This window comes from Patulibacter sp. SYSU D01012, from assembly GCF_017916475.1.
Lineage (GTDB): Bacteria > Actinomycetota > Thermoleophilia > Solirubrobacterales > Solirubrobacteraceae > Patulibacter.
On record NZ_JAFMTB010000002.1, the window covers coordinates 112,368 to 134,671 of the forward strand.

The following is a 22,304-nucleotide window of genomic DNA, read 5'->3' on the forward strand; positions in this document are numbered from 1 at the left end:
GTGCCGCCGCTTCATCGGCCGGGCGCGGGGGTGCTTGAGGGCGGGGCGGCGGGCAGCCCCGTGGGGCCAGCGGCGGGCGCGCGGCTAGCCGGCGACGACCGCGTCGGTCGTCGTGACCTCGGCGAAGTGCCCGTGCAGGTTCGCGGCGGTCGTCCGCGCGAGCAGCGCGGCGGGCAGCGCGGGGCCGCCGAAGCGGTCCGGCTCGTCGAAGGTGTGCGTGGCGTCGAGCGCGAAGCGCACCGCGTAGCCCAGGTCGCCCGCGATCCGCGTGGTCGTCTCGCAGCAGCGGTTCGTCTGGATCCCGCAGACGACCAGGTCGCCGATCCCGCGCGCCCGCAGCCAGCCGTCCAGGTCGGCCTCGCCGTGGAACGCGGAGTGCACGCGCTTCGGCACCAGCAGGTCGGGGTCCACGCCGTCCAGCACGGGCTTGAACGCGTTGCCGGGGTGCTCGGGGTGCAGCGACGATCCCGGCTCGACGCTGTCGTGGCGCACGAGGACGATCGCGTCGCCGCGCGCCCCGGCCGCGTCCACCAGGCGCCGCACGTTGTCCTCGCACGCCGGGTTGTCGCGCGGGGGACGGGACGGGTCGTCGAAGCCACGCTGGACGTCGATCACCAGGAGCGCTGAGGTCATGCCCGCATCCTGGGGCCGCGCCCGCCGGTGCGCCAGTGGCAGCTTTGCCATGTGTCGCTAGGATCCTGCCAGCGTGCCGCACCGCGTCGTCGCCCTCCTGCTGCCCGGCGTCCTCGCGCTCGACCTGGCCGCGCCCGCCCACGTGTTCGGGCACTGCGGCGCGCCGCGGTACGTCTTCGGGCTGTGCGGGCTGGCGGCCGGGCCGGTGCCCACCTCGACGGGGTTCGACGTCGTCGCGCCCTCCGGGCTCGGGGCGCTCGCGGCGGCCGACACCGTCGTCGTCCCCGGGACGGCCGGCCGTGACGTGCCGCCCGCCGCGGCCGCCGCGGTGCGCGCGGCGTACGACCGCGGCGCGCGCGTCCTGTCCGTCTGCACCGGCGCCTTCGTGCTCGCGGCGGCGGGACTGCTCGACGGCCGCCGGGCCACGACCCACTGGGACGAGTGCGCCGCGCTCGCCGCGGAGCACCCGGACGTCCGCGTCGATCCCGGCGTGCTCTACGTCGACGAGGGCCGCGTGCTGACGAGCGCCGGCGTCGCCGCGGGCATCGACCTGTGCCTGCACGTCGTGCGCCGCGACCACGGTGCCGAGGTGGCGGCCGCGGTCGCCCGCCGCACGGTCGTGGCCCCGCACCGCGACGGCGGTCAGGCGCAGTTCGTCCCCCGCCCGATCGACGGCGGCGCGGCGGGCCCCGACGCCGGCCGCCCGCTCGCGGCCGGCCTGGAGCGCACGCGCCAGTGGGCGCTCGGGCGGCTCGACGCGCCGCTCGACGTCGCCGCCCTGGCCCGCCACGCCCACGTCTCGCCGCGCACGTTCGCCCGCCGGTTCCGCGAGGAGACGGGCACGACCCCCGGCCGGTGGGTCCTGGACCAGCGGACGTTGCGCGCGCAGGAGCTGCTCGAGACGACCGACCTGCCGGTCGAGGAGGTCGCCGCCCGCAGCGGCTTCGGCAGCGCGGCGTCGTTGCGCCAGCACCTCGCCCGCCGCGCGCGGACCACGCCGACGGCCTACCGGCGGACGTTCCGCGCCGCGCCAGACGCCGCCGCGCCGGAGGCGGCGGACGGGGCGCGCTGACGGCCTACGGGAACGCCGGGACGGGCCCGGCGACCCCCGGGACGGTCGGGCGCTCGCGCGGCGGCTCCGGCGGCGCGACGTACGCGCCGGGCTTCGGCCGCTCCTGGCCGCCCGGGAAGGCCAGGCGCAGGATGGAGCGCTGCACCATGAGCCACTGCTGCAGGAACGGGCCGGTGTTGTACGGCAGCCCGTACTGCTCGCAGACCGCCTTGACCTTCGGCGCGATCTCCTTGTAGCGCGAGCTCGGCATGTCGGGGAACAGGTGGTGCTCGACCTGGTAGCTCAGGTTGCCGCTCATCAGGTGGAACGTGTCCGAGCCCTCGATGTTCGCCGCGCCGATGAGCTGCCGCACGTACCAGCCGCCGCGCGTCTCGTCGGCGACCTCCTCCTCGGTGAAGGTGTACGCCTGGTCGGGGAAGTGGCCGCAGAAGATGATCGCGTTCGCCCAGACGTTGCGGACGATGTTGGCCGTGAAGTTGGCCTTCAGCGTCTTCTTCCAGTGCTTGCCCGAGAGGGCGGGGAAGAGGACGTAGTCCTTCGCGATCTGGCGCACGGCCTTGCCGGCGATGCCCTTGAGCTCGTCCCGGAGCTGCCGCTTGTCCTTCTTGCCCTTGCGGATCGCCTCGAGGTCGAGGTCGTGGATCGCGACGCCCCACTCGAACGCCACCATCACGAGGACGTTCAGCAGCGGCTGCAGCAGGAAGAACGGCTCCCACGGCTGCTTGGGGTCGATCCGCATGAACTCGTAGCCGACGTCCTTGTCCTTGCCGACGATGTTCGTGAACGTGTGGTGGATGTAGTTGTGGGAGTGCTTCCACGACGCCGCCGTCGAGGCCGTGTCCCAGTCCCACGTCGAGCTGTGGATCTGCGGGTCGTTCATCCAGTCCCACTGGCCGTGCAGGACGTTGTGCCCGATCTCCATGTTCTCGAGGATCTTCGCCACGGACAGGCCCGTCGTCCCGAGCAGCCACGCCGGCGGGTAGCGCGAGGCCATCAGCACGATCCGCGAGAGCGCCGTCAGCCGCCGGTGGAACTCGATGATCGAGCGGATGTAGGTGGCGTCGCGATCGCCGAGGTCGGCGCGCACCTCGTCGTGGATCTTCTGGAACGCCTCGCCGATCTCCTCGATCTGCTCGGGCGTCAGCCGGTGCAGGGGGTTGGACGCCGTCGGGTCGCCGCCGCGCCGCGAGACGCCCGGTCGGGCGTCGTCCTGCGTGTCGGGGATGCTCGACGTGCTGGGTCCGGACTCGGTGCTCATGGGGGGTCTCCTGGTCCTCTACAGCTCGATCTCGACGTGGCCCTCGGGGGCGTTCACGCAGGTGCGGATGGTCTCGCCCTCCTCGCCGTGGACCTCGCCGGAGCGCAGGTCCCGCACGCGGCCGACGCGCAGGCGCCCGACGCACGTGTGGCAGATGCCCATGCGGCAGCCGTAGGGGAGGGTGGCCCCGGCCTCCTCGCCGCCGACGAGGATGGAGACGCCGCTCTCGCACGTCGCCTCCTTGTCCGTCACGCGGAAGCGCACGGTGCCGCCCGAGCCGACCTCGGCGGAGCCGTCGCCGATGATCGGCTGGAAGCGCTCCGTGTGCAGGCGGTCGGCGATGCCCTCGCCCTCCCAGTGCTCGACGAACGCGTCGATCATCTCGCGGGGGCCCGACATGAACGTCTCGCGCTCGCGCCAGTCGGGGACGAGGTCGTCCAGGTGCGTCGTCTTCAGGCGCCCGTCCTGCGCGCTGAGCTGTTCGTGCAGCCGGTAGCCCTCGTGCCGCTCGGCCAGGTCGCGCAGCATCCCGCCGAAGATGAAGCCCTCGGCGGTGCGGGTGCCGTGCAGGTGGACGACGTCCTGCAGCGCGTCCCGCCGCTCGAGCTCGCGCAGCATGGAGAAGATCGGCGTGATGCCGCTGCCCGCGCTGATCATGAGCGCCTTCGGCGGCAGGGGCTGCGGCAGCGCGAACTCGCCCTCGACGGCGCCGAGGAAGACGATCGTCCCCGGCGGGCAGTCGCGGGTGAAGAACGGCGACATCTTGCCCTCCTCCACCTCCTTGACCGTGACGGCGACGAGGCCCTCGGGGTGCTCGGGATCCGAGGTGATCGAGTAGGCCCGCCAGTGGCGGATGCCGTCGATCTCGGCGCCGATTCGCAGGTACTGCCCGGGCCGGTGTCCCGGCCAGCCGTGCGTGGGGCGGACGACGAGGGTGACCGCCTCGTCCGTCTCGCGCCGCGCCCGGACGACGGTGCCGGTCGCCTCGCGCGTCGACCACCGCGGATCGAGGAGCGCGATGTAGTCGTCGGGCAGCAGCGGCGTGGTGAGCGCCCGGGCGGCGCGCAGCAGGGCGCGCCGGACCGCGGGGATGCGTGGGGCTGCTGCCTTCTCGACCACTGGACGTCCGCCCTCCCTCGGGGCGCCGCGGGGTGCGGCGCCGTGCCGCGAACCTACGGCCGTCGGTGTACGGGTGTCAAGCGACCGCCGCCGGTCCGGGCGGCCCGCGCTCGGGGCGACGCCGGGGCCCGACGGCCCCGCGCACGACCCGTCCCGGGCGGCGGCCCTCCGGCGCTCCCGGCCGCGCAGGTACGCTCGCGGCCATGTCCGACCTGCCCGAGCCCCGGCCCCGCGGGGGCACCCCCGCGCTGCGCGCGTCCGACGCCGACCGGCACCGCACCGCCGAGCTGCTGCAGGCCGCGGGCGCGGACGGCCGGCTGACCGTCGCCGAGCTCGACGAGCGCCTGGACGCCGCCTACGCGGCCGTGACCCGCGACGACCTGCAGGCGCTGACGCTCGACCTGGTGCCGCACGACGGCGGGGCGCCCCTGCCGGCCACGTCGGCGTCCGGGACGACGGGCGCCGTCGTCCGCGAGGGGGAGGACGGCGACCGCTGGATCGTCGCGGTGATGAGCGGCAACGAGCGCAGCGGGCGGTGGCGGATCGGCCGGCGCTGCACGGCGGTGGCGGTGATGGGCGGCAACGAGATCGACCTGACGCGGGTCGAGATGGCCGGCCGCGACGTCCACCTGACGGTCGTCGACGTCATGGGCGGCACCGAGATCCGCGTGCCCGAGAACGTCCACGTGCGGGTGTCGAAGTTCGCCTTCATGGGCGGCCACGACGTCCAGCTGGGGGACGCCGAGGTCCCGCCGGGCGCCCCCACGCTGCACCTGCACATGTATGCGCTGATGGGCGGCGGGAGCGTGCGGCGCGGCCGTCCCAAGCGCCGCGACCGCGGCTGACGCGCGCCGCGCGCGTCAGCAGACGGTGAACCGCGTCTGCGCGCGCGCCCGCTCGTCGCCCTGCGTGGCGTAGCCGACGACCCGCAGCGTGTACCGGCCGCGCGAGGCCAGCGCCCGCGCGAAGCGCGACGGGAGCGGCAGGGTGATGCGCTCGCCGTCGACGCGCAGCACGGACCGCCCGCGGAGGCCCGTCGCCGGACGGCGGCCCGTCGACGCGCGCGGCGTGCACGTGCGGGGGCGGCTCGCGCCCGCGGGCAGCCGCCGGTAGCGCTCCCGGAAGAGCGAGACGCGCACGCGGTCGATCCCCCGACCGCGCAGCCGCACGACCCACCGGCCGTCGCGGCGCACCGGCGCCGACCCGACGATGCGGACCGACGGCCGGGTCGCCTTCGGCGCCGGGGTGGGGAGCGGGACGGTCACGGGGGGCGCGACGGGCGGCGCGGGAGGAACGGGCGCGGGGGCGCGGGGCTCCGGGGTGGGGGCGACGGGCGCGGCGCGCACCGCCCGCTCCACGGCCCCCGACGCGGTGCCGCCGCGGTCCTGGGCGACGACGGTCAGGCGTCGGCCGTCCGCGTCGCCGGGCAGCGTGGCCCCGGAGCCCGTGGTCCACGGGGCGCCGTCCAGGCGCCACTGCACGTCCGCGACGCCCCACGCGTCCGTCGCCCGCGCGCGGACCGTCGTCCCCGGGGTCAGCGGGTCGTCGCCGGGCTCGACGGCGAGGGTCGGCGCGGTGCGGTCGTCCGTCGTCGCGACCGTGCCGCCGTCCGTCGTGGCGACGGCCAGCGCCAGCGAGCCCTCGGCGTCGAACGCCGCGGCCGCGGCCGCGGCGTCCCCGACGACCGGCCCCGTGGTGGTCCCCTGCGGCGCGCCCGACGGCGCGACGTCGACCGCGGCGGCCCGCCCGTCGGGCGTGACGCCCGCCACGACGGTGCCGTCGCCGCGAAGCAGGGGCGGCCCGGCGACCGCCAGGCCGAGGTCGCGCGGGACCGGGGGCGTCGCGGGCATGGCGGACGCCAGCGTGGTCGTCGTCGCCCCGTCGGCGTCCGACGCCGTCCAGACGGCGTGCACCGGGCCGCTCGGCAGCCGCTGCGCCCACACGGGCTCCGGCAGCACCCCGGCGGGCAGCGTGGCGACGCGCACCGCCGGCAGGCCCAGCCCGCCGGCGAAGACCTCGACCGGGGCGTCGTCGACGTCCCCCGGCTCCTCGGTCCAGACCGCGGCCGCGCCCGGGGCGCCGGTCGCGGCGACCGGCGTCACGACGGTGTCCGTGGGCGGCACGCGGAGCGAGAGCGGCGCCCCGGCCGCGCCGCCGGGCCCCACGCCGGCGACGCTCACGCGGCCCGTGGCGTCGTCGCTCCAGGCGACGGTGAACCCGCCGCCCGCGACGGGCGCCACGGACAGGGTGGAGCTCGTCGGGGCGCGCCAGCCGCTGACCGCCGCGAACGCCCCGCCGGCCGACCGGCGCGCCAGGCGCACGCGCCCGTCCGCGTCGCCGTAGGCCACGAGGACGGTGCCGAGCGCGTCGGCGGCGACGTCGAGGGGCTCGCCCGTGCCCGCGACGCCGACCGGCACGGCGGCGCCGTCGGGGGTCACCAGGAGGACGGAGACGGCGCCGGCGGCGGACGCCAGCGCCACGGCGCCGCCGGTACCGACGATCGGGGCGTCGTCGGGCCCGAGGGGCAGCCGTGCGGCGGCGGCCCAGGATCCGCCGGGGGCGTGCGTGGCGCCGACGAAGGCGCTGCCTCCCGCGCCCTCCACGCCGGCCACCGCGACGCGGCCGGGCTCCGCGCCCACCACGACCGCGGGCTCGTCGACCGCCACGGGCACGGGGTCGGCGGGCGTCCACGACGCTGCGGCGCCCGCGGCCCCCCAGCCGCAGACCGCGATCGAGGCGCCGCACGCGGCACCGAGGAGGAGAGGGACGGACGGCACACGCACGGCGCCAACCTACCGCACCGTCGCCGCCGCGCCCCCGGGCGGTCTCCGGCGTACGCTCGGCGCCGAACCGAAGAGTTCCCCAAGAGATCCGGAGCCTCCTCTCAGGATCCTCCCAGCTTCGGCGCGGATGCTTGCCGCAGCAACCGCACCGATCACGCCACGAACGGAGAGTCCCCATGTCCCGCATCCCCGCCCGCTGGGTCGCCACGAGCCTCGCGGTCGCCGCCACCGGCGGCGTCCTCGCCGGCTGCGGCGGCGACGACGGATCGAGCGCCGCCGGCGCGTCCGACGCCGCCGCCACGACCGCCGCGGCGGGCGACGCCGCCACGTCGACGTCCGCGACGACCGCGGGCTCGACCTACCGCGACGGCACGTACTCCGCCGACGGCGGGTACCGCTCCCCGAACGGCGACGAGACGATCGGCGTCAAGCTGACGCTGCAGGGCGGCAAGGTCACCGCCGTCGACGTCACCCCGCACGCGACGAACCCCAACAGCAAGCGGTACCAGGGCGAGTTCGCCGGGGGCATCTCGGGCGAGGTCGTGGGGCGCAGCCTGGACGACCTGCAGGTCTCGAAGGTCGCGGGCTCGTCGTTGACGAGCGGCGGCTTCAACGCCGCGGTCGCGAAGATCAAGTCGGACGCCGCGGCGTAGGACCATGCCCGCCCCGGCACCCGCGGCCGCGCCGCCCCGCCACGGCCTGAGCTTCGACGCGATCGGGACGCGCTGGCGGATCGACGCCGCGCAGCCCCTCGACGGCGTGGCGGACGACGTCGCGGCCCTCGTCGACCGCTACGACCGCACGTGGTCGCGCTTCCGCCCCGACTCGCTCGTCGCGCGGATGGCGCGCGAGGGCGGCAGCCACCCGCTGCCGCCCGAGGGCCCCGCGCTCCTGACCCTGCTGCGCCGGCTGCACGACGCCACCGGCGGCGCCGTCACGCCGCTCGTCGGCGGCGCGATGGAGCACCACGGCTACGACGCCGCGTACTCGCTCACGCCGCGCCCGGGCGAGCCCGAGGTGCCCGCGTGGGACGCGACGGTCGCGCACGTCGGCCGGCGGATCGAGCTGCGCCGGCCCGTGCTCCTCGACGTCGGCGCCGCGGGCAAGGGGCAGCTCGTCGACCTGGTCGGCGCGCTGCTGACCGCGCGCGGGATCGCCGACCACGTCGTCGACGCGGGCGGCGACCTGCGCACCGCGGGCCCCGCGCCGCTGCGGGTGGCGCTGGAGCAGCCGGGCGACCCGACGCGCGCGATCGGCGTCGTCGAACTCGCGGACGCCGCGATCGCCGCCTCGGGGATCGACCGCCGCGCGTGGGCGGACCGGCACCACGTCCTCGACGGGCGCACCGGCGCGCCGACGCGCGACGTCGTGGCGACCTGGGCGATCGCGCCGACCGCGATGGAGGCCGACGGCCTGGCCACCGCGCTCTTCTTCGTGCCGCCGGAGCGGCTGGAGCGCGCGTTCGCGTGCACCGGCGTGCGCGTCTTCGCCGACGGGCGCTACGAGCGCTCCGCCGCCCTGCCCGGGGAGCTGTTCGCATGAGCGCCGTCGCCGTCCCGCGCCCCACGCTGGGGGCCGCGCTCGCGCCCGTCGACCGGGCGCTCGGGCGCGTCACGATGTACCGGCTGGTCCTGCTGCTGCTCGCCGCGCTCGCCCTCGTCGCGCTGGCGTACGCCGCCGCCGGCACGCTCCCGTACGCGCCCGGCGACATGGTCGCCAGCGCCGCCGTCGCCCTGGGCGTCGCCTACGGCGCCAACCGCCTGGTCGCCCCGCTCTTCCGCGTGCGCCCGCACGCCGAGTCGGCGCTCATCACCGGCCTGCTGCTCTTCTTCCTCTTCTGGCCGTCCGCGAAGTCCGGCGACCTGCTGGACCTCGGCCTGGCCGCGCTGCTGGCGACGCTGTCCAAGTACCTGCTGGCGTGGCGCGGCCGCCACCTGCTGAACCCCGCGGCCGCGGGCGCCGCCATCGTCGGCGTCACGCAGCTCGGCGCGACCGTCTGGTGGGTCGGGGGCAAGGAGCTGCTGCCGTTCGTCCTCGTGGCCGCGGTCGTGGTGCTCTACCGCACCCGGCGGCTGGCGGTGGGCGCGACGTTCGTGGTGGTCGCCGGGGCGATCGTGACCGTCCGGCTGGTCGACGGCGGCCAGGGCGTCGGCGACGCGCTCACCACCGCGCTGCAGTCGTACCCGATCGTGTTCCTGGCCGGGTTCATGCTCTCCGAGCCGCTGACGCTGCCGCCGCGGCGCGTGCAGGCCCTGCTCGTCGCCGCGCTCGTGGGCGTGCTCTTCGCCGTCCCGTGGCACGTGGGCGGGGTGACGAGCACGCCGGAGCTGGCGCTCGTGCTGGGCAACGTGCTGGCGTTCGCGTTCGCGCGGCGCACCGGCGTGCGGCTGCGCTTCGTCGAGCGGCGGCCGCTGGGGCCGAGCACCGCGGAGTACGTGTTCGCCGTGGATCGGCCCGTGCGGTTCGCCGCCGGCCAGTACACCGAGCTGGCGCTGCCGCACGGCCGCGCCGACCGGCGCGGGGTCCGGCGCGTCTTCACGATCGCGTCCGCGCCCGGCGACGGCCGCACCGTGGCGTTCGGCGTGCGCGAGTCGCCGGCGGGCGGGCGGGGCAGCTCGTTCAAGCGCACGCTCTCGGGGCTGGAGCCCGGCGCCGTGGTGGCCGCGACCACCGTCGCCGGCGACTTCGTCCTGCCGCGGGACCCCGCGGTGCCGCTGCTGCTCGTCGCCGGCGGCATCGGCATCACGCCGTTCGTCTCGCAGCTGCGCGAGGCGGGGGCGGGGGAGGGCGTCGCCCGCGACGTCGTGCTCGTCGTCGGCCTGACCCCCGGCGAGGGGGTCCCGTACCGCGACGTCCTCGCGCGCAGCGGCGCGCGGGTCGTCCTCGTCGGCCCGGACGCGCCCGGCGACCTGCCCGCGGGGTGGACGCACGTGGACGCGCCGCTGCTCGCCGAGGACGTGCTGCGCCGCGCCGTCCCGGACGCCGCGGACCGCGCGGCCTACGTCTCCGGGCCGCCCGCGATGGTCGACGCCGTGCGCGGCGCGCTGCGTCGGATCGGGGTGCGGCGCGTGCGCACGGACCACTTCGCCGGCTACTGAGGCGCCGGGCGTCCCGGGCCCGGGACGCCCCACCGGGACGCCCCGGGCCGGCGGCGCCCGGCCCGGACGCGGCCGGGCCGCGGCGGCCGGGCGTTCCGCCCCAGCTCAGGCGGCGACGTGCGGCAGCACGAGCAGCGGCGCGGCGGCGTGGCGCGCCACGCGCGTCGAGACGCTGCCGAGCAGGACGCGCTCGACCGGCCCGAAGCCGCGCGACCCCAGGACGAGCAGCTCGACGTCGTCGATGGCGCCCAGCACCTCGGTGGTCGGGCCCTCGAGCAGACATGGGTCGGTCGGCACGTCGCCCGCGAGCTCGACCGCCTGCGCCAGCTCGCCGTGCGCCTCGGCGCGGACGGCGGCGAACGGGTACGGGTCGACGATGCTGCCGACGGCGAGCGGGACGCGCTCGACGACCTCGACGATCCGCACCGTCCGGCCCGTCCCGCGGGCCATGCCGGCCGCGGTTCCGAGGGCGTGGCGGGCGTCCGGGCTGCCGTCGTACGCCACCGCGACGACGCCGGCCGCCGGCGCGGCCTCGGCGTACCCGCGCGGCGCCACGGCGACCGGGCACGGCGCGGCGTGCAGCGTCTGCTCCGTGACGGAGCCGATGAACGGCCGGCTGACGGCGGTCGTGTGGCTGCGGCCCACGACGATCGCGGTGGCCCCGCGCTCCCGGGCCAGCTCGTGGAGGGCCCGCGCGGGCGAGCCGCCCGGCACCGCGAGCAGCTCGACGTCGTCGCGACCGGCGAGCGCCGCACGGGCGGGCGCCAGCCGCTCCTCGGCGTCCTCGCGGAGCGCGGCGTCGTAGTCCGTCGGCACGCCCAGGCGGAGGGTGCCGACCGCCGTCGGGTAGACCGACGCGACGGTGAGCCGCGCGGGCTCCGGCCCGAGCAGGTCGGACAGGTGGAGGGCCAGGGCGAGGGCGTCGGCGCCGCCGGCGCCGCCGTCGTGCCCGACGACGAGGTGCGTGCTCATTGCTGGCTCCGCGGGGGTCGGGTGGTGGTGCCTGCACCGTACGTCGCCCCGCAGCGCCGTCCATCCGGGGGCTCCCCGCGGCACGGTCCGTAGTTCGCGGCACCCCAGGCCCCCTGCGCGCGGAAACCCCGGATGACGCGCCCGCCCGGCTGGCGTACGGTGGCAGGGCACCAGGAGGAACCATGCTCGAACGGATCGTCACCGGCTTCGTCGACACGCCCGGGGGGCACGACGCCCTGGCGCTCGCCGCCGGTCTGGCCGACCTGGCCCGCGGGTCGGAGCTGACCGTCGCGCGGGTGTGCGGGTACGAGCCCGCGCCGGACGGGCTGCCGCCGGGGGCCGCCCACCGCGAGCTGCTCGCCGCCGCGGAGCTCGAGCTCGCGGCCGCCCGGGTCCGCTGGGGCGCGCGGCCAGGGACGTCGTTCACCGCGTGCCTCGGCGTGTCGCCCGCCGAAGGCCTGCACCGCCTGGCGGAGGAGCTGGACGCGTCGGCGCTCGTCGTCGGCGTCAGCGCGCGCGCCGCGCGGGTGCGCGTGGGCAGCGCCACCGAGCAGACGCTGCACGGCAGCCCGTGCGCGGTCGGCGTCGCCCCGCCGGGGCTGGCGACGGCGGGGTGGCGGCCGCGGACGGTGGCGGTGGCCTGCCACGGATCGGACGACGCGGTCCGCGCCGTCGGGCTCGGCGCGGAGCTGGCGCAGGCCGCCGGCGCGCGGCTGGTGCTCGCCGGCGTCGCCGAGCAGCCGGTCTGGTGGGGCGGCTACCCCGACCTGGCCGAGGTGCGGGACGTGCGCGAGCTGACCGCGCGCGGCCTGCGGGCCGTCCGCGACCGGGTGCCCGGCGCCGAGGCCGCGGAGCTGCGCGTGCTGGACGGCGATCCCGCCAGCGCCCTCACCGTCCTGGGCGACGAGGTCGAGCTGCTCGTCCTCGGCTCGCGCGGCCACGGGCCCGTCCGCCGCGTCCTGCTCGGCAGCGTCTCGTCGCGGCTCGTCCGGCGCCCCCGGTGCCCGCTCCTCGTGGTGCCGCGTGGGGCGCGGACGGGCGCGCATCCCGCCCGCGCGGACGGCTGAGCCGGACGCCCGGAGGACTACGGTCCCGGCCCCGTAGTCCCGGGCACCACGCGCGCACGCTCGCCCGGATGGCGCCGGCCGCGCGCGGCGGAAGGATCGGATCGTCCTCGTGGCCGCCAGGACGGCGGTCCGAAAGGAGGAGGCATGACACCCCGGAAGGGTGCGCGGGACGCGGTCCCCGCACCCCAGCTCAAGCGCCAGATGGGCCTGTGGATGGCCGTGGCGCTCGTCATCGGCAACATGGTCGGCTCTGGCGTCTTCCTGCTGCCGGCCTCGCTGGCCGCCGCGGCCGGCCCGGTCTCGATCCTCGCGTGGGTCTTCACCGGCGTCGGCGCGATGCTGCTCGCGCTCGTGTTCTCGCGGCTCGGCCGCACGTTCCCGCGCACGGGTGGCCCGTACGCCTTCAGCCGCCGCGCGTTCGGCGACTTCGTCGGCTTCCAGACGGCGTGGGGCTACTGGATCGCCGCCTGGGCCGGCAACGCGGCCATCACGGTCGCGATGGTCGGCTACCTGGCGGTCTTCTGGCCCGCGCTCGCGACGAACCACCTGCTCGCCGCCGTCGTCGGCATCGCGGTCATCTGGTTCCTGACCGCCATGAACTCGCTCGGCGTCCGCCAGGGCGCCCAGATCCAGCTCGTCACCACGATCCTCAAGTTCGTGCCGCTCGCGATCGTCGCGATCGTCGGCCTGTTCTTCGTCGACGCGGACAACCTGACCCCGTTCGCCCCGCACGGCACGTGGTCGGCCCTGTCGGCCGCCGCGCCGCTGACGATGTGGGCCTTCATCGGCCTGGAGTCCGCCACGGTCGCCGCCGAGGAGGTCAAGGACCCCGAGAGGAACATCCCGCGCGCCACGATCTACGGCACCCTGGCCGCCACCGTGGTCTACCTGCTGTCGACCGTCGTCGTCATGGGCGTGATCCCGGCGGGCACGCTCGCGAGCTCGACCAGCCCGTTCGCCGACGCCGCCGGCGTGATGTTCGGCGGGGCCTGGACGAAGGTCGTCGCGCTCGTCGCCATCGCCGCCACGTTCGGCGCCCTCAACGGCTGGATCCTGCTGCAGGGTCGCGTGCCGCTCGCCGCCGCGCAGGACGGGCTCTTCCCGGCCGTCTTCGCCAAGGTGCACGGCAAGAACCAGACGCCGGTGGTGGGCCTGGTGATCTCGTCCGCCCTGCTGAGCGGCCTGATGCTCATGAACTACACGGACGGCCTGGTCAGCGCCTTCACGTTCGTGACCCTGCTGGCCACCCTGACCACCCTCGTCCCGTACGCCTACTCGGCCGCGGCCCAGGCGCACCTGCTCGTCACGGAGCCCGAGCTCTTCGACAGGAAGCACTTCGCCCGCGACCTGACCGTCGCCGCCTTCGCCTTCCTGTACTCGGCCTGGGCGATCGCCGGCGCCGGCGACGACATCGTCACCAAGGGCTTCATGCTCCTGCTGGCGGGCATCCCGGTGTACGTCGGGATGAAGTGGATGCAGCACCGGGCCGCCGCGAAGCACCACGAGGTGCTGATCGGCACGCCCCCCGCGGACGACCCGCACGCCCTGCCGCCGACGCCCGCCGCGGGCTCCGCGGCCCCGGCGCCCGCGACCGCGACCGCGACCGACCCGGCCGGTCACGCGGCCGGAGGGACGGGAGCGCTGACGGCATGACCGCCCGTCCCGCGACCGCGATGGCGCCGCCCGCCGGCCCGTCCTCGCTCGACGACGTGGCCGCGGCGGTCGCCGCCGCGGCCGGGACGCCGGCCGAGGCCCTCGAGCGGATCGACACCCACATGTCGGCGGTCCTCCTGACCGCCGACCGGGCGTACAAGGTGGGGCGCGCCCGGTCCTTCGGCTTCGCCGACCACCGCACGCTCGCCGCCCGCAGGCGGGCGTGCCACGCGGAGATCGCGCGCAACCGCGTCCTCGCCCCCGACCTGTACCTGGGCGTGCGCGGCGTCGCACGGACCGCCGACGGGCCGCGCCTGACCGCCGGCGACGACCCCGACGCGTTCGAGGTCGTCGTCGAGATGCGGCGGTTCGCCGCGGCCGACACGCTCGCCGCGCACGCGCAGCGCGGGCCGCTGCCCGACCCCGAGCTGGAGGCCGTCGCCGAGCGGGTCGCCCGCTACCACCGCGGCGCCCGCCGCGTCGCGGCGGCCGAGGACGTGCCCGGCGCCTGCGCCCACGTCCTCCGGCTCCTGGACGACGACGCCGACGAGCTCGCCGCCCTGCTCGACGCGGCCGACGACCGGGCGGCCCTGCACCGGGTGCAGCGCCGGCTGCGGGCGTACGTCCGCGACCACGGCGAGCTGCTCGCCGAGCGGGCGGCCGGCGGCTGGATCCGCGCGCTGCACGGCGACCTGCGCGCGGAGCACGTGCTGCTCGGCGAGGACGGCGTGCGCGTGGTCGACGCGCTCGCGTTCGCCGACGACCTGCGCGAGGTCGACGTGGCCGACGAGCTCGCCTTCCTCGCGATGGACCTCGAGACGTGCGGGGCGGGCGAGGCCGCGCCCCGTCTGCTCGGCGCGTACCGGCGCCACGGCGGCGACCCCGGTCCCGCGACGCTCCGCGCGCTCTACGCGGCGCACCGGGCGTGCGTGCGGGCGAAGGTCGCGGCCCTCCGCGGCGACGTCGACGGGCCCGACCGCGCGGCCGAGGTGGCGCGGGGACGGCTGGCCCTGGCCGAGCGGCACGCGTGGCGCACGCACGGCCCGCGCGCCTACGTTCTGGCGGGCCCCTCGGGCAGCGGCAAGAGCCTGCTGGCCGACCGGCTGGCGCGCCGGACCGGCATCCCGGTGCTGTCGAGCGACGTCCTTCGCAAGGCCGCGGCGGGACTGGCGCCGACCGAGCACGCCCCCGACGCCCTGTACGCGCCGGCGGTGACCGCCGCGACGTACGCCGAGCTCGGCCGCCGCGCCGCGGCGCGGCTGGAGGAGGGGGAGAGCGTGGTCGTGGACGCCACGTCCCTGACGCGCGCGCACCGCCGCGCGCTCGCGGCGGCCATGCCCGGCGAGGCCCACCGCACGATCCACGTGGTCTGCGACGCGCCGGCGCCCGTGCTGCGCCGCCGGGTCGCGGCCCGCGCTGCCGCCCCCGGCTCGGCGTCCGACGCGACGCTCCCGGTCCTGGAGGCGCAGCTGCGCGCCCGCGAGCCGCTCGACGAGGTGCCGGCCGCGCGCGTGGTGCCGCTGCGCACCGACGCGCCCGTCGAGGCCGTCCTGGACCGGCTGGCCGCGGCGCTCGACGCGTGAGAGGCTGACGCATCCGCCCCCGCGAGGAGACCCCATGACGACCGCAGCCTCTGCCCTCGGGGCCGTGCGGACCGGTGCCGCATGACCGGGCGCGGACCGACGGCCGGGTGGCCGGCGCGACGGCACGTCGAACGGCACCGGTCGGGGCGCGCGAACTGGCTGCGCGCGGCGGTGCTGGGCGCCAACGACGGCATCGTCTCGACCGCCAGCCTGCTGCTCGGCGTGGCGGGCTCCGGCGCCGGCCGCAGCGCCGTCCTGACGGCCGGCCTGGCCGGTATGGCCGCCGGCGCGTTCTCCATGGCCGCCGGCGAGTACGTCTCGGTCAGCTCGCAGCGCGACACCGAGGCCGCGGACATCGCGCTCGAGGCGCGGGAGCTGGCGGACGACCCGGCCGGCGAGCTCGACGAGCTCACGGCGCTGCAGCGCGAGCGGGGGCTGCCGCCCGAGCTGGCGCGCCGGGTCGCCGAGGCGCTCACCGAGCGCGATGCCCTCGCGGCGCACGTGCGGGACGAGCTCGGTCTGGCGGACGCCCGGCGGGCCCGGCCGCTGCAGGCCGCCGGCTCGTCGGCGGTCGCGTTCGCCGCGGGGGCCGCGCTGCCCCTCGCCGCCGCACTGACGGCGCACGTGCTGGCGATCGTCGCCGTGGCCTGCGTCGCCCTCGCGGTGCTCGGCGCCCTGGGGGCCCGGCTCGGCGGGGCGCCGGCCGGCGTCGCCGCGCTGCGCGTGGCGGCGTGGGGGGTCGCGGCGATGGCCGCGACCTACGGGATCGGGGCGCTCGTCGGCGGCGTCTGAGGGCGCCCGGCCGTCCGGTGGAGGCACGTCGGGGACCGCGGCGCACGAAGACGTCGGCGGAGCGCGGCGTCCCGGGAGCGTCGGGCGGGGGCGGCGGCCGCCGCCGTGGGCGTCTCCGACGGCCGTCCACGCCGGGACCCCAACGGTGGACGCACGGCTGTTCGCCGGAGGCGTGGCCGCCGTCAGGCCGCAGCTGCCCCGGTGATCGGCGGCAGACGGCGGTCCTGGAGGTACGAAACGCCCGGCCGACCATCTGTGCACGGCGTCTCACGAGGCGGCCGGACCGGCCGTACCTTCCGGACGAGTACACCGCCCACCCGAAGGTCGTCCGTCATGCCGCAGCACCGCTACACCGTCGCTCCATCCCTCCGCACCGTCGCGCTGGCGGGCCTGACCGGCCCGCTCCTGGCGCTCTTCCTGAGCGTGGGGGTCGTCGTCTCGGCGGAGACGTCGCACGCCGGCGCGCTCCCGCCCGCGCCGGCGCTCGAGGCGTCAGCCCGCTGACCGCCGGGATCCGGCGCCGCGCGGGGGACCGGCCGCCGGGCGGCTAGCGTCCCCCGCATGCCCGAGCCCAACGCGCTGACCGGCGCGCAGATCGACCGAGCCGCCGACCGTCGCCGCCGCGACCAGGGGTGGCTCGACGCCCAGCAGCGCGATCCGGCGGCGCGGGCGCTGCTCCTCGGCGACGCGGGAGTGCGCGCGTCCGGGGCCGCGCTCGACCTCGTGCCGCTGGCCGACGTGCTGCCCGCGGACGCCGAGGCCGTGCTGCTGGGCCTGGACGACGCGGGGCCCCTGTTCGTCGTCGACGAGGACCCCCCGCCGGCCGGCCGGCGCGCCGCGCTCGTCGGCGCGGGCGGCATGCGGGGCGAGCCCGCGCCCCAGGCCGCGGGCCGCATCGGCCTGCGGGCGGTGGCGCAGGAGCTCGCGCGGGGGGACGGCGGGCTCGTCGCCTACGCGGCGGCGCTGCTGAACTGGCACCGCGCCACGCGGCACTGCGCGGTCTGCGGCTCCCCGACCGGCCTGGCCGAGGGCGGCATGGCCCGCTCCTGCCCGGTCTGCGGGACGGTGCACCACCCCCGGACCGACCCCGTCGTGATCATGCTCGTGACCGACGGCGACCGCGTGCTGCTGGGCCGCCAGGCCGTCTGGCCGGCGCGCCGCTACTCCGCGCTGGCGGGCTTCGTCTCGCCCGGGGAGAGCCTGGAGGAGGCCGTCGCGCGCGAGGTCCTGGAGGAGGTCGGCGTGCGCGTCGGCCCGCCGGCCTACCGCTCGTCGCAGCCGTGGCCGTTCCCGTTCTCGCTCATGGTGGGCTTCGAGGTGCCGTACGCGGCGGGCGCGATCGCCGGCACGGACGACGAGCTGGAGGACGCGCGCTGGTTCGGGCGCGACGAGGTGCTCGCGGCGGTCGAGGAGGACGCCTGGGACGAGGAGGCGCCGGGCGACGGGCTGCTGCTGCCCCCGCGGTCCGCGATCGCCCGCCGCCTGGTCGAGGACTGGGCGCGGCGCTGAGGGACCGCTCGGCCAACGGGGCTGCGCAGCCGCGGGGCCGGGCGCCCGCGCGGGCCGCCGCGGGCCGGCGGGCCGGGGCGGCGACCCCGCTAGCCTCGACGGATGAGCACCACCGCCGGGCCGCTCCTCGCCCTCGACGACGAGTTCGCCCGCGAGCTCGAGGGCCTGTACGTGCCGTGGCGGCCGGAGCCCGTCCGTGCGCCGCGGCCGCTCGTCGTCAACGCGCCGCTCGCGCGCGAGCTGGGCCTGGACCCCGACGCGCTCGCGGGCCCCGACGGCGTCGCGGTGCTGGCCGGCAACGCCGTGCCCGACGGCGCGCGGCCGGTCGCGCAGGCCTACGCCGGCCACCAGTTCGGCGGCTGGGTGCCGCGGCTCGGCGACGGACGGGCGGTGCTGCTGGGCGAGCTCGTCGGCCCCGACGGGCGCCGGCGCGACGTCCACCTGAAGGGCGCCGGCCGCACGCCGTTCGCGCGCGGCGGCGACGGCCGCGCCGCTGTCGGACCGATGCTGCGCGAGCACGTCGTCTCGGAGGCCCTGCACGCGCTGGGGGTGCCGACCACGCGCGCCCTCGCCGTCGTCGCGACGGGCGAGCCCGTGTACCGCGAGACGAAGCTGCCGGGGGCGGTGCTGGCGCGGGTGGCCGCCAGCCACCTGCGGGTCGGCACGTTCCAGTACGCCGGCGTCCAGGGCGACCCGGCGCTCGTGCGGCGCCTGGCCGACTACGCGATCGCGCGGCACCACCCGCAGGCGGCCGACGCCGACCAGCCGTACCTGGCGCTCTTCGAGGCGGTCGTCGAGGCGCAGGCCGCCCTCGTCGCGCGGTGGATGCACGTCGGCTTCGTGCACGGCGTCCTGAACACGGACAACGTCGCGATCTCGGGCGAGACGATCGACCTGGGCCCGTGCGCGTTCATGGACGCGGTCGACCCGGAGACGGTCTTCAGCTCGATCGACCACGGCGGCCGCTACGCCTGGGGCCGCCAGCCGCTCGTCGTGCAGTGGGACCTGGCGCAGCTGGCCACGCCGCTGCTGCCGCTGATCGCCCCGGACGCGCAGGACGCCGTGGCCGCCGCCACGCCCGTCCTCGAGTCGTTCGTCGCGCGCTACGACCGCCACTGGGCGCGCGGGATCTGCGCCAAGCTCGGCATGCCCGAGGACGCCCCCGACGGCGCGGCGCTCGGCCACGACCTGCTCCGGCTCATGCACGCCGGGCAGGTCGACCTGACGGCGGGGTTCCGCGCGCTGTCGGCGGCGGTGCGCGGCGACGACGCGCCCGCGCGGGCCCTCTTCGCCGACCCGGCGGCGTTCGACGCCTGGGCGGAGCGGTGGCGCGCCGCGCTGGCCGGGCCGGGCCGGGATCCGCAGGCGACCGCCGCCGCGATGGACCGGACCAACCCCGTCTACGTGCCCCGCAACCACCTCGTCGAGGAGGCCCTGACGGCCGCCACCGACGGTGACCTGGGGCCCGTCGAGCGCCTCGTGGACGTCGTCCGTCGGCCCTTCGAGGAGCGGCCCGGGCTGGAGGCGTACGCGCAGCCGGCGCCCGCGACGTTCGGCGCCGGCTTCCAGACGTTCTGCGGCACCTGAGCCCGCGGTGGGCCGGCGCGGCGCGGGGCGGGCGGGCGCGCCGCCGGCCCCGGCCGTGCCGCCGGGCGCCGTGGCACCATGCCGCCCCGTGAGCGTCGCCTTCGCGCCCGTCGAGCTGCCGCGGCCGTCCGGCGGCGTCCTGCTGCTGCGCGAGGCGACCCTCGGCGACGCCCACGCGTTCGCCGCGCTCGTCGCCGGCGACCTCGACCACCTCGGCGAGCACCTGCCGTGGGCGGCCGGCGCCGCCACGCCGGAGGGCGCCGCGGCGTTCCTGGGCCGCTACCTGCGGCGCGAGGGCGGCCGGGTGCTCGTGCTGCTCCTCCTCGACGGCGACGTCGTGGTCGGCGGCACCGCGCTGCTGGGCCACGACCCCGCGGCGGACGCGGTCGAGGTCGGCTGCTGGATCGCGACGGATTACGAGGGCGAGGGCCTGGTGCGCCGCGCTTGCCTGGCCACGATCGCGCACGCGCGGCGGGCCCTCGGCGCGCACCGCCTGGTCTGGACCGCCGCCGCCGGCAACGCCCGCTCGGCGGCGCTCGCCCGCCGCCTGGGCTTCCGACCCGAGGGCCGCCGCCGTCACGCGGCCGTGCACCGGGGCCGCCGGCAGGATCTCGACGGCTTCTCGCTGATCGGCGACGAGATCGACGCCGCGCTCGCCGGCTGAGCCGTCGCGGCCGCGGCGGCCGGCGACCGCGTCGGACGCCCCGGCCCCACGAGGCCGGGGGCGCCGCGGCCGCGACGGACGGCGACCCGTCCCGCCGAGACGGCCGTCTAGGCTGCGGGCCGTGCCGCCGGTCGCCGATCTGACCATCGCCGTCGCCGAGACCGCGTCGCGGCCCGGCGACGTCGCCGCCAACGCCCGGACGACGGCCGAGCTGGCCCGGCGCGCGGCGGCCGCCGGCGCCCGGCTGCTCGTGCTCCCCGAGCTCTCGCTCGTCGGCTACGACCTGGACCTGCTGGACCGCGACGAGGCGTGGGTCCTCCCGGACGACGCGCGGCTGGACCCGATCCGGGCCGCGGCCGCCGAGACGGACGTCGCCGTGGTCGTCGGCGCTGCGGTGCGCGAGGCCGGCGGGCCGCGCCTGGCCTCGATCGTCCTGCGGGATGGCCGGGAGACCGTCGCCCCGAAGCAGCACCTGCACGGCGCCGAGCGGGAGCGCTTCGTGCCGGCCGACGCCCCCGCGCCGCCCTTCGCCCTCGACGGCTGGCGGGTCGGCCTGGGGATCTGCTTCGACGCCGCCGTCCCGCGGCACGCCCAGGCGGTCGCCGACGCCGGCGCCGAGCTCTACGCCGTGTCGGCGCTCTACGTCACGGGCGAGGAGCGCCGGCTCGACGTGCACATGGCCGCCCGTGCGCAGGACCACCGGATGTTCGTCGCGCTCGCCAACCACGCCGCCGGACCCCGTCCGGGATGGACCTCGTGCGGCCTGAGCGGCGTCTGGGCACCCGACGCCACGCGCGTGCCCGCGCCGGACGCGGGGGCGGGGCTGCGCGTCGCGCGGCTCTCCGCCGCCGCGCTGGCGCCGCGCGCGCCGGCGGTCGCCTGACCCGCGTCGCCGCGGATCGCTCAAGCGCTCCGGCTTCGGGGCCGATGACCGCGTCGTGAGGATCGCCCTCCGTCCGCCGGCCGACGCCCGCGCGCCGCACGTCGGCGCGGCGGCGGCGCGTGCGCGGGGGAGCCGGGCGTGACCTGGCCGCGCGTCGATCCGCTCCGTCCGTACCGCGGCGCGGCGATCGTGCCGCCGCTCGCGCCGCGGGTGCCGCGCGTCGAGCGCGTCGTGCGCGACGACGCCCCGCGCCCCTTCGATCCGCCGCCCGCCCGGCGCTCCGGCGAACGGGTGGTCGTCGGCGGCACGCTGGCGGCGCTCGTCGCGGCCGACGCCCTGGGCGCGGCCGGCGTGCCCGTCCGCCTGCTCGCCCCGACGCACGACCTGGCCGGCGCGCTCCTGCCCGCGCGCCGGGAGGGTCGCACGCTGCTGCCGCCGCCGCGGCTGCTCCGGCTGGACGGCGCCGGCGTCGGAGTGTGGGCCGCCGGCGTGCTGGGGACCACGCCCGCCGTGCTGGACGACGCCGCGACCGTCGAGGCCGGGCGGCTCGAGCCGGACGTGCTCCTGCACCCCGGGGATCCGCGTCCGTACGCGCGGCTGCCCGAGGCGGTCCGCGACGAGCTGCGCCGCGAGGTGCATGCGGTGCGCGCCGCGTTCGGCGACGACGGGCTGCTCGACGCGGACCACGAGGACGCGCTCGCGGGGATGACCCTCGCCGAGGCGTCGGTCGGCCAGCACGGTCCGGCCTTCCACCGCCGATGGGTCGGCCCGCGCGCGGCGAAGGCCGCGCCCGGCGGGGCGCGCAGCATCGCCGCGGCGCTGCGCCACGCCGCCTGGACGCCGCTGGTCCGCCCGGCGACGCTCGCGGCGGCCCTCGATCCGGACGAGGCGCTCGCGGGCGTCGAGGCCCCGCCGCACACCCTGGCGCCGGAGCTCGTCGGCGTCCTGGTCGAGCGCCTCGTCGCCCGCCTGCGCTCGCGCGCGTCGGTGGTCGTCGAGGTCGTCGGCGGGCTGCGGCGCGTCGGCCCCGGAGGCGGAGGCGGCACGGCGCTGGAGTTCCTGGCGGGCCCGCCGGTGACGGCCTGGCGGCCGCTGCTGGCGATCGGGGCCGGCGAGCTCTTCCCCGCGGCGGGCGTCCCCTACGACGTCCCGCGCCTGCGGGCCGTCACCGCGTGGGTCGAGGGGGACGCCGCGGCCCTCGCCGAGGTGCCGCAGCTGACGCACGTCCTGGACCCGGCGGTGCCGGTGGTGCGCGTCGCGCCCGGCGGCGTCCCGCTGGGCCCCGGGCGCACCCTGCTGGTCGTCGAGCTGCGCGCGTTCGTCGAGGACGCGGCCATCGCGCGCACCGCGGTCGAGGGCCTGCGCGACGCCGGGCTCGCGGCCCGCGACGCGCCGCTCGCGTCCGTGCTGAACGCGGCGCGCCCGGCGCATCCGGCGCCGACGCCCGCGCTGCTCGAGGCGTACGGGCGGGCCCGCGCCGCGTACGACGCGCTCGGGCTCGACGCGACGCTCGCCGCGGGCGCTCGCGGGCCCGCCTGCGGCGCCCTGGCGGCGCAGGTGCAGCAGGGGCTGGCCGCCGCGGCGGTCGTCGCCTGACGGCGCCGCGCTTGCCACCGGCGCGGGGGAGAGCG

The 22,304-nt window shown here is 78.2% G+C and carries 20 protein-coding genes; 15 read left to right on the top strand and 5 right to left on the bottom strand.

Annotation, left to right across the window (positions count from 1 at the left end):
* Nucleotides 1-84 precede the first annotated feature (84 nt).
* Entirely contained in the window at nt 85-633 is a 549-nt protein-coding gene (locus J3P29_RS09945) for a cysteine hydrolase family protein (RefSeq protein ID WP_210493172.1), read from the bottom strand.
* Between the two features lie 73 nt (nt 634-706).
* Here J3P29_RS09945 and J3P29_RS20725 point away from each other — a divergent pair, with 73 nt between their 5' ends.
* Nucleotides 707-1,705, top strand: a complete 999-nt coding sequence (locus J3P29_RS20725) for a helix-turn-helix domain-containing protein (RefSeq protein WP_210493173.1) — start codon at nt 707-709, stop codon at nt 1,703-1,705.
* Nucleotides 1,706-1,709: 4 nt separating this feature from the next.
* Here J3P29_RS20725 and J3P29_RS09955 read toward each other — a convergent pair whose 3' ends face one another.
* Nucleotides 1,710-2,963 carry an acyl-CoA desaturase gene (locus tag J3P29_RS09955; RefSeq protein WP_210493175.1) on the bottom strand — a complete coding sequence of 418 codons (1,254 nt, stop codon included), beginning with the start codon at nt 2,961-2,963 and terminating at the stop codon, nt 1,710-1,712.
* Nucleotides 2,964-2,981: 18 nt separating this feature from the next.
* A complete protein-coding gene (locus J3P29_RS09960; protein ID WP_210493176.1) occupies nt 2,982-4,082 on the bottom strand; it encodes a ferredoxin reductase in 1,101 nt (366 codons plus the stop codon).
* Nucleotides 4,083-4,285: 203 nt separating this feature from the next.
* Here J3P29_RS09960 and J3P29_RS09965 point away from each other — a divergent pair, with 203 nt between their 5' ends.
* Nucleotides 4,286-4,927 carry a DUF1707 domain-containing protein gene (locus J3P29_RS09965; RefSeq protein WP_210493177.1) on the top strand — a complete coding sequence of 214 codons (642 nt, stop codon included), beginning with the start codon at nt 4,286-4,288 and terminating at the stop codon, nt 4,925-4,927.
* Nucleotides 4,928-4,942: 15 nt separating this feature from the next.
* On the opposite strand, the gene J3P29_RS09970 is transcribed toward J3P29_RS09965, so the two are convergent.
* Nucleotides 4,943-6,865 carry a hypothetical protein gene (locus J3P29_RS09970; protein ID WP_210493178.1) on the bottom strand — a complete coding sequence of 641 codons (1,923 nt, stop codon included), beginning with the start codon at nt 6,863-6,865 and terminating at the stop codon, nt 4,943-4,945.
* A gap of 176 nt (nt 6,866-7,041) precedes the next feature.
* On the opposite strand from J3P29_RS09970, the gene J3P29_RS09975 reads away from it, so the two are divergent.
* From J3P29_RS09975 to J3P29_RS09985, 3 genes are read left to right on the top strand one after another with little or no spacing between them, the layout of a single operon-like run.
* Nucleotides 7,042-7,518 carry a hypothetical protein gene (locus J3P29_RS09975; RefSeq protein ID WP_210493179.1) on the top strand — a complete coding sequence of 159 codons (477 nt, stop codon included), beginning with the start codon at nt 7,042-7,044 and terminating at the stop codon, nt 7,516-7,518.
* Between the two features lie 4 nt (nt 7,519-7,522).
* Complete coding sequence (locus J3P29_RS09980; protein WP_210493180.1) at nt 7,523-8,407, top strand: FAD:protein FMN transferase; 885 nt, start codon at nt 7,523-7,525, stop codon at nt 8,405-8,407.
* A complete protein-coding gene (locus J3P29_RS09985; protein ID WP_210493181.1) occupies nt 8,404-9,963 on the top strand; it encodes an FAD-dependent oxidoreductase in 1,560 nt (519 codons plus the stop codon). Before J3P29_RS09980 ends, J3P29_RS09985 begins: the two co-directional genes overlap by 4 nt.
* A gap of 105 nt (nt 9,964-10,068) precedes the next feature.
* On the opposite strand, the gene J3P29_RS09990 is transcribed toward J3P29_RS09985, so the two are convergent.
* Nucleotides 10,069-10,935 carry a universal stress protein gene (locus J3P29_RS09990; protein WP_210493182.1) on the bottom strand — a complete coding sequence of 289 codons (867 nt, stop codon included), beginning with the start codon at nt 10,933-10,935 and terminating at the stop codon, nt 10,069-10,071.
* Nucleotides 10,936-11,117: 182 nt separating this feature from the next.
* Here J3P29_RS09990 and J3P29_RS09995 point away from each other — a divergent pair, with 182 nt between their 5' ends.
* The 10 genes from J3P29_RS09995 to J3P29_RS10040 all read left to right on the top strand — a co-directional run bounded on the left by J3P29_RS09995 (nt 11,118) and on the right by J3P29_RS10040 (nt 22,269).
* Nucleotides 11,118-12,002 (top strand): universal stress protein, encoded by an 885-nt coding sequence (locus J3P29_RS09995; protein ID WP_210493184.1) that lies wholly within the window; start codon nt 11,118-11,120, stop codon nt 12,000-12,002.
* Between the two features lie 144 nt (nt 12,003-12,146).
* Complete coding sequence (locus tag J3P29_RS10000) at nt 12,147-13,655, top strand: amino acid permease (protein ID WP_210493185.1); 1,509 nt, start codon at nt 12,147-12,149, stop codon at nt 13,653-13,655.
* Nucleotides 13,652-15,238 (top strand): bifunctional aminoglycoside phosphotransferase/ATP-binding protein, encoded by a 1,587-nt coding sequence (locus J3P29_RS10005; protein ID WP_210493186.1) that lies wholly within the window; start codon nt 13,652-13,654, stop codon nt 15,236-15,238. Before J3P29_RS10000 ends, J3P29_RS10005 begins: the two co-directional genes overlap by 4 nt.
* A gap of 81 nt (nt 15,239-15,319) precedes the next feature.
* Entirely contained in the window at nt 15,320-16,030 is a 711-nt protein-coding gene (locus J3P29_RS10010; RefSeq protein WP_210493187.1) for a VIT1/CCC1 transporter family protein, read from the top strand.
* Nucleotides 16,031-16,363: 333 nt separating this feature from the next.
* Nucleotides 16,364-16,534, top strand: a complete 171-nt coding sequence (locus J3P29_RS10015; RefSeq protein ID WP_210493188.1) for a hypothetical protein — start codon at nt 16,364-16,366, stop codon at nt 16,532-16,534.
* A 57-nt stretch (nt 16,535-16,591) separates the two neighbouring features.
* Entirely contained in the window at nt 16,592-17,539 is a 948-nt protein-coding gene (gene nudC / locus J3P29_RS10020; RefSeq protein ID WP_210493189.1) for an NAD(+) diphosphatase, read from the top strand.
* 102 nt (nt 17,540-17,641) lie between these two features.
* The gene (locus tag J3P29_RS10025; RefSeq protein WP_210493191.1) at nt 17,642-19,126 is read left to right on the top strand and encodes a protein adenylyltransferase SelO; all 1,485 of its coding nucleotides are present in this window, start codon (nt 17,642-17,644) and stop codon (nt 19,124-19,126) included.
* Nucleotides 19,127-19,214: 88 nt separating this feature from the next.
* Entirely contained in the window at nt 19,215-19,790 is a 576-nt protein-coding gene (locus J3P29_RS10030; protein WP_210493192.1) for a GNAT family protein, read from the top strand.
* Between the two features lie 121 nt (nt 19,791-19,911).
* The gene (locus J3P29_RS10035; RefSeq protein WP_210493193.1) at nt 19,912-20,673 is read left to right on the top strand and encodes a carbon-nitrogen hydrolase family protein; all 762 of its coding nucleotides are present in this window, start codon (nt 19,912-19,914) and stop codon (nt 20,671-20,673) included.
* 138 nt (nt 20,674-20,811) lie between these two features.
* Nucleotides 20,812-22,269, top strand: coding sequence for a hypothetical protein (locus J3P29_RS10040; protein WP_210493194.1), 1,458 nt, complete (start codon nt 20,812-20,814; stop codon nt 22,267-22,269).
* The last annotated feature ends 35 nt before the right edge of the window (nt 22,270-22,304 follow it).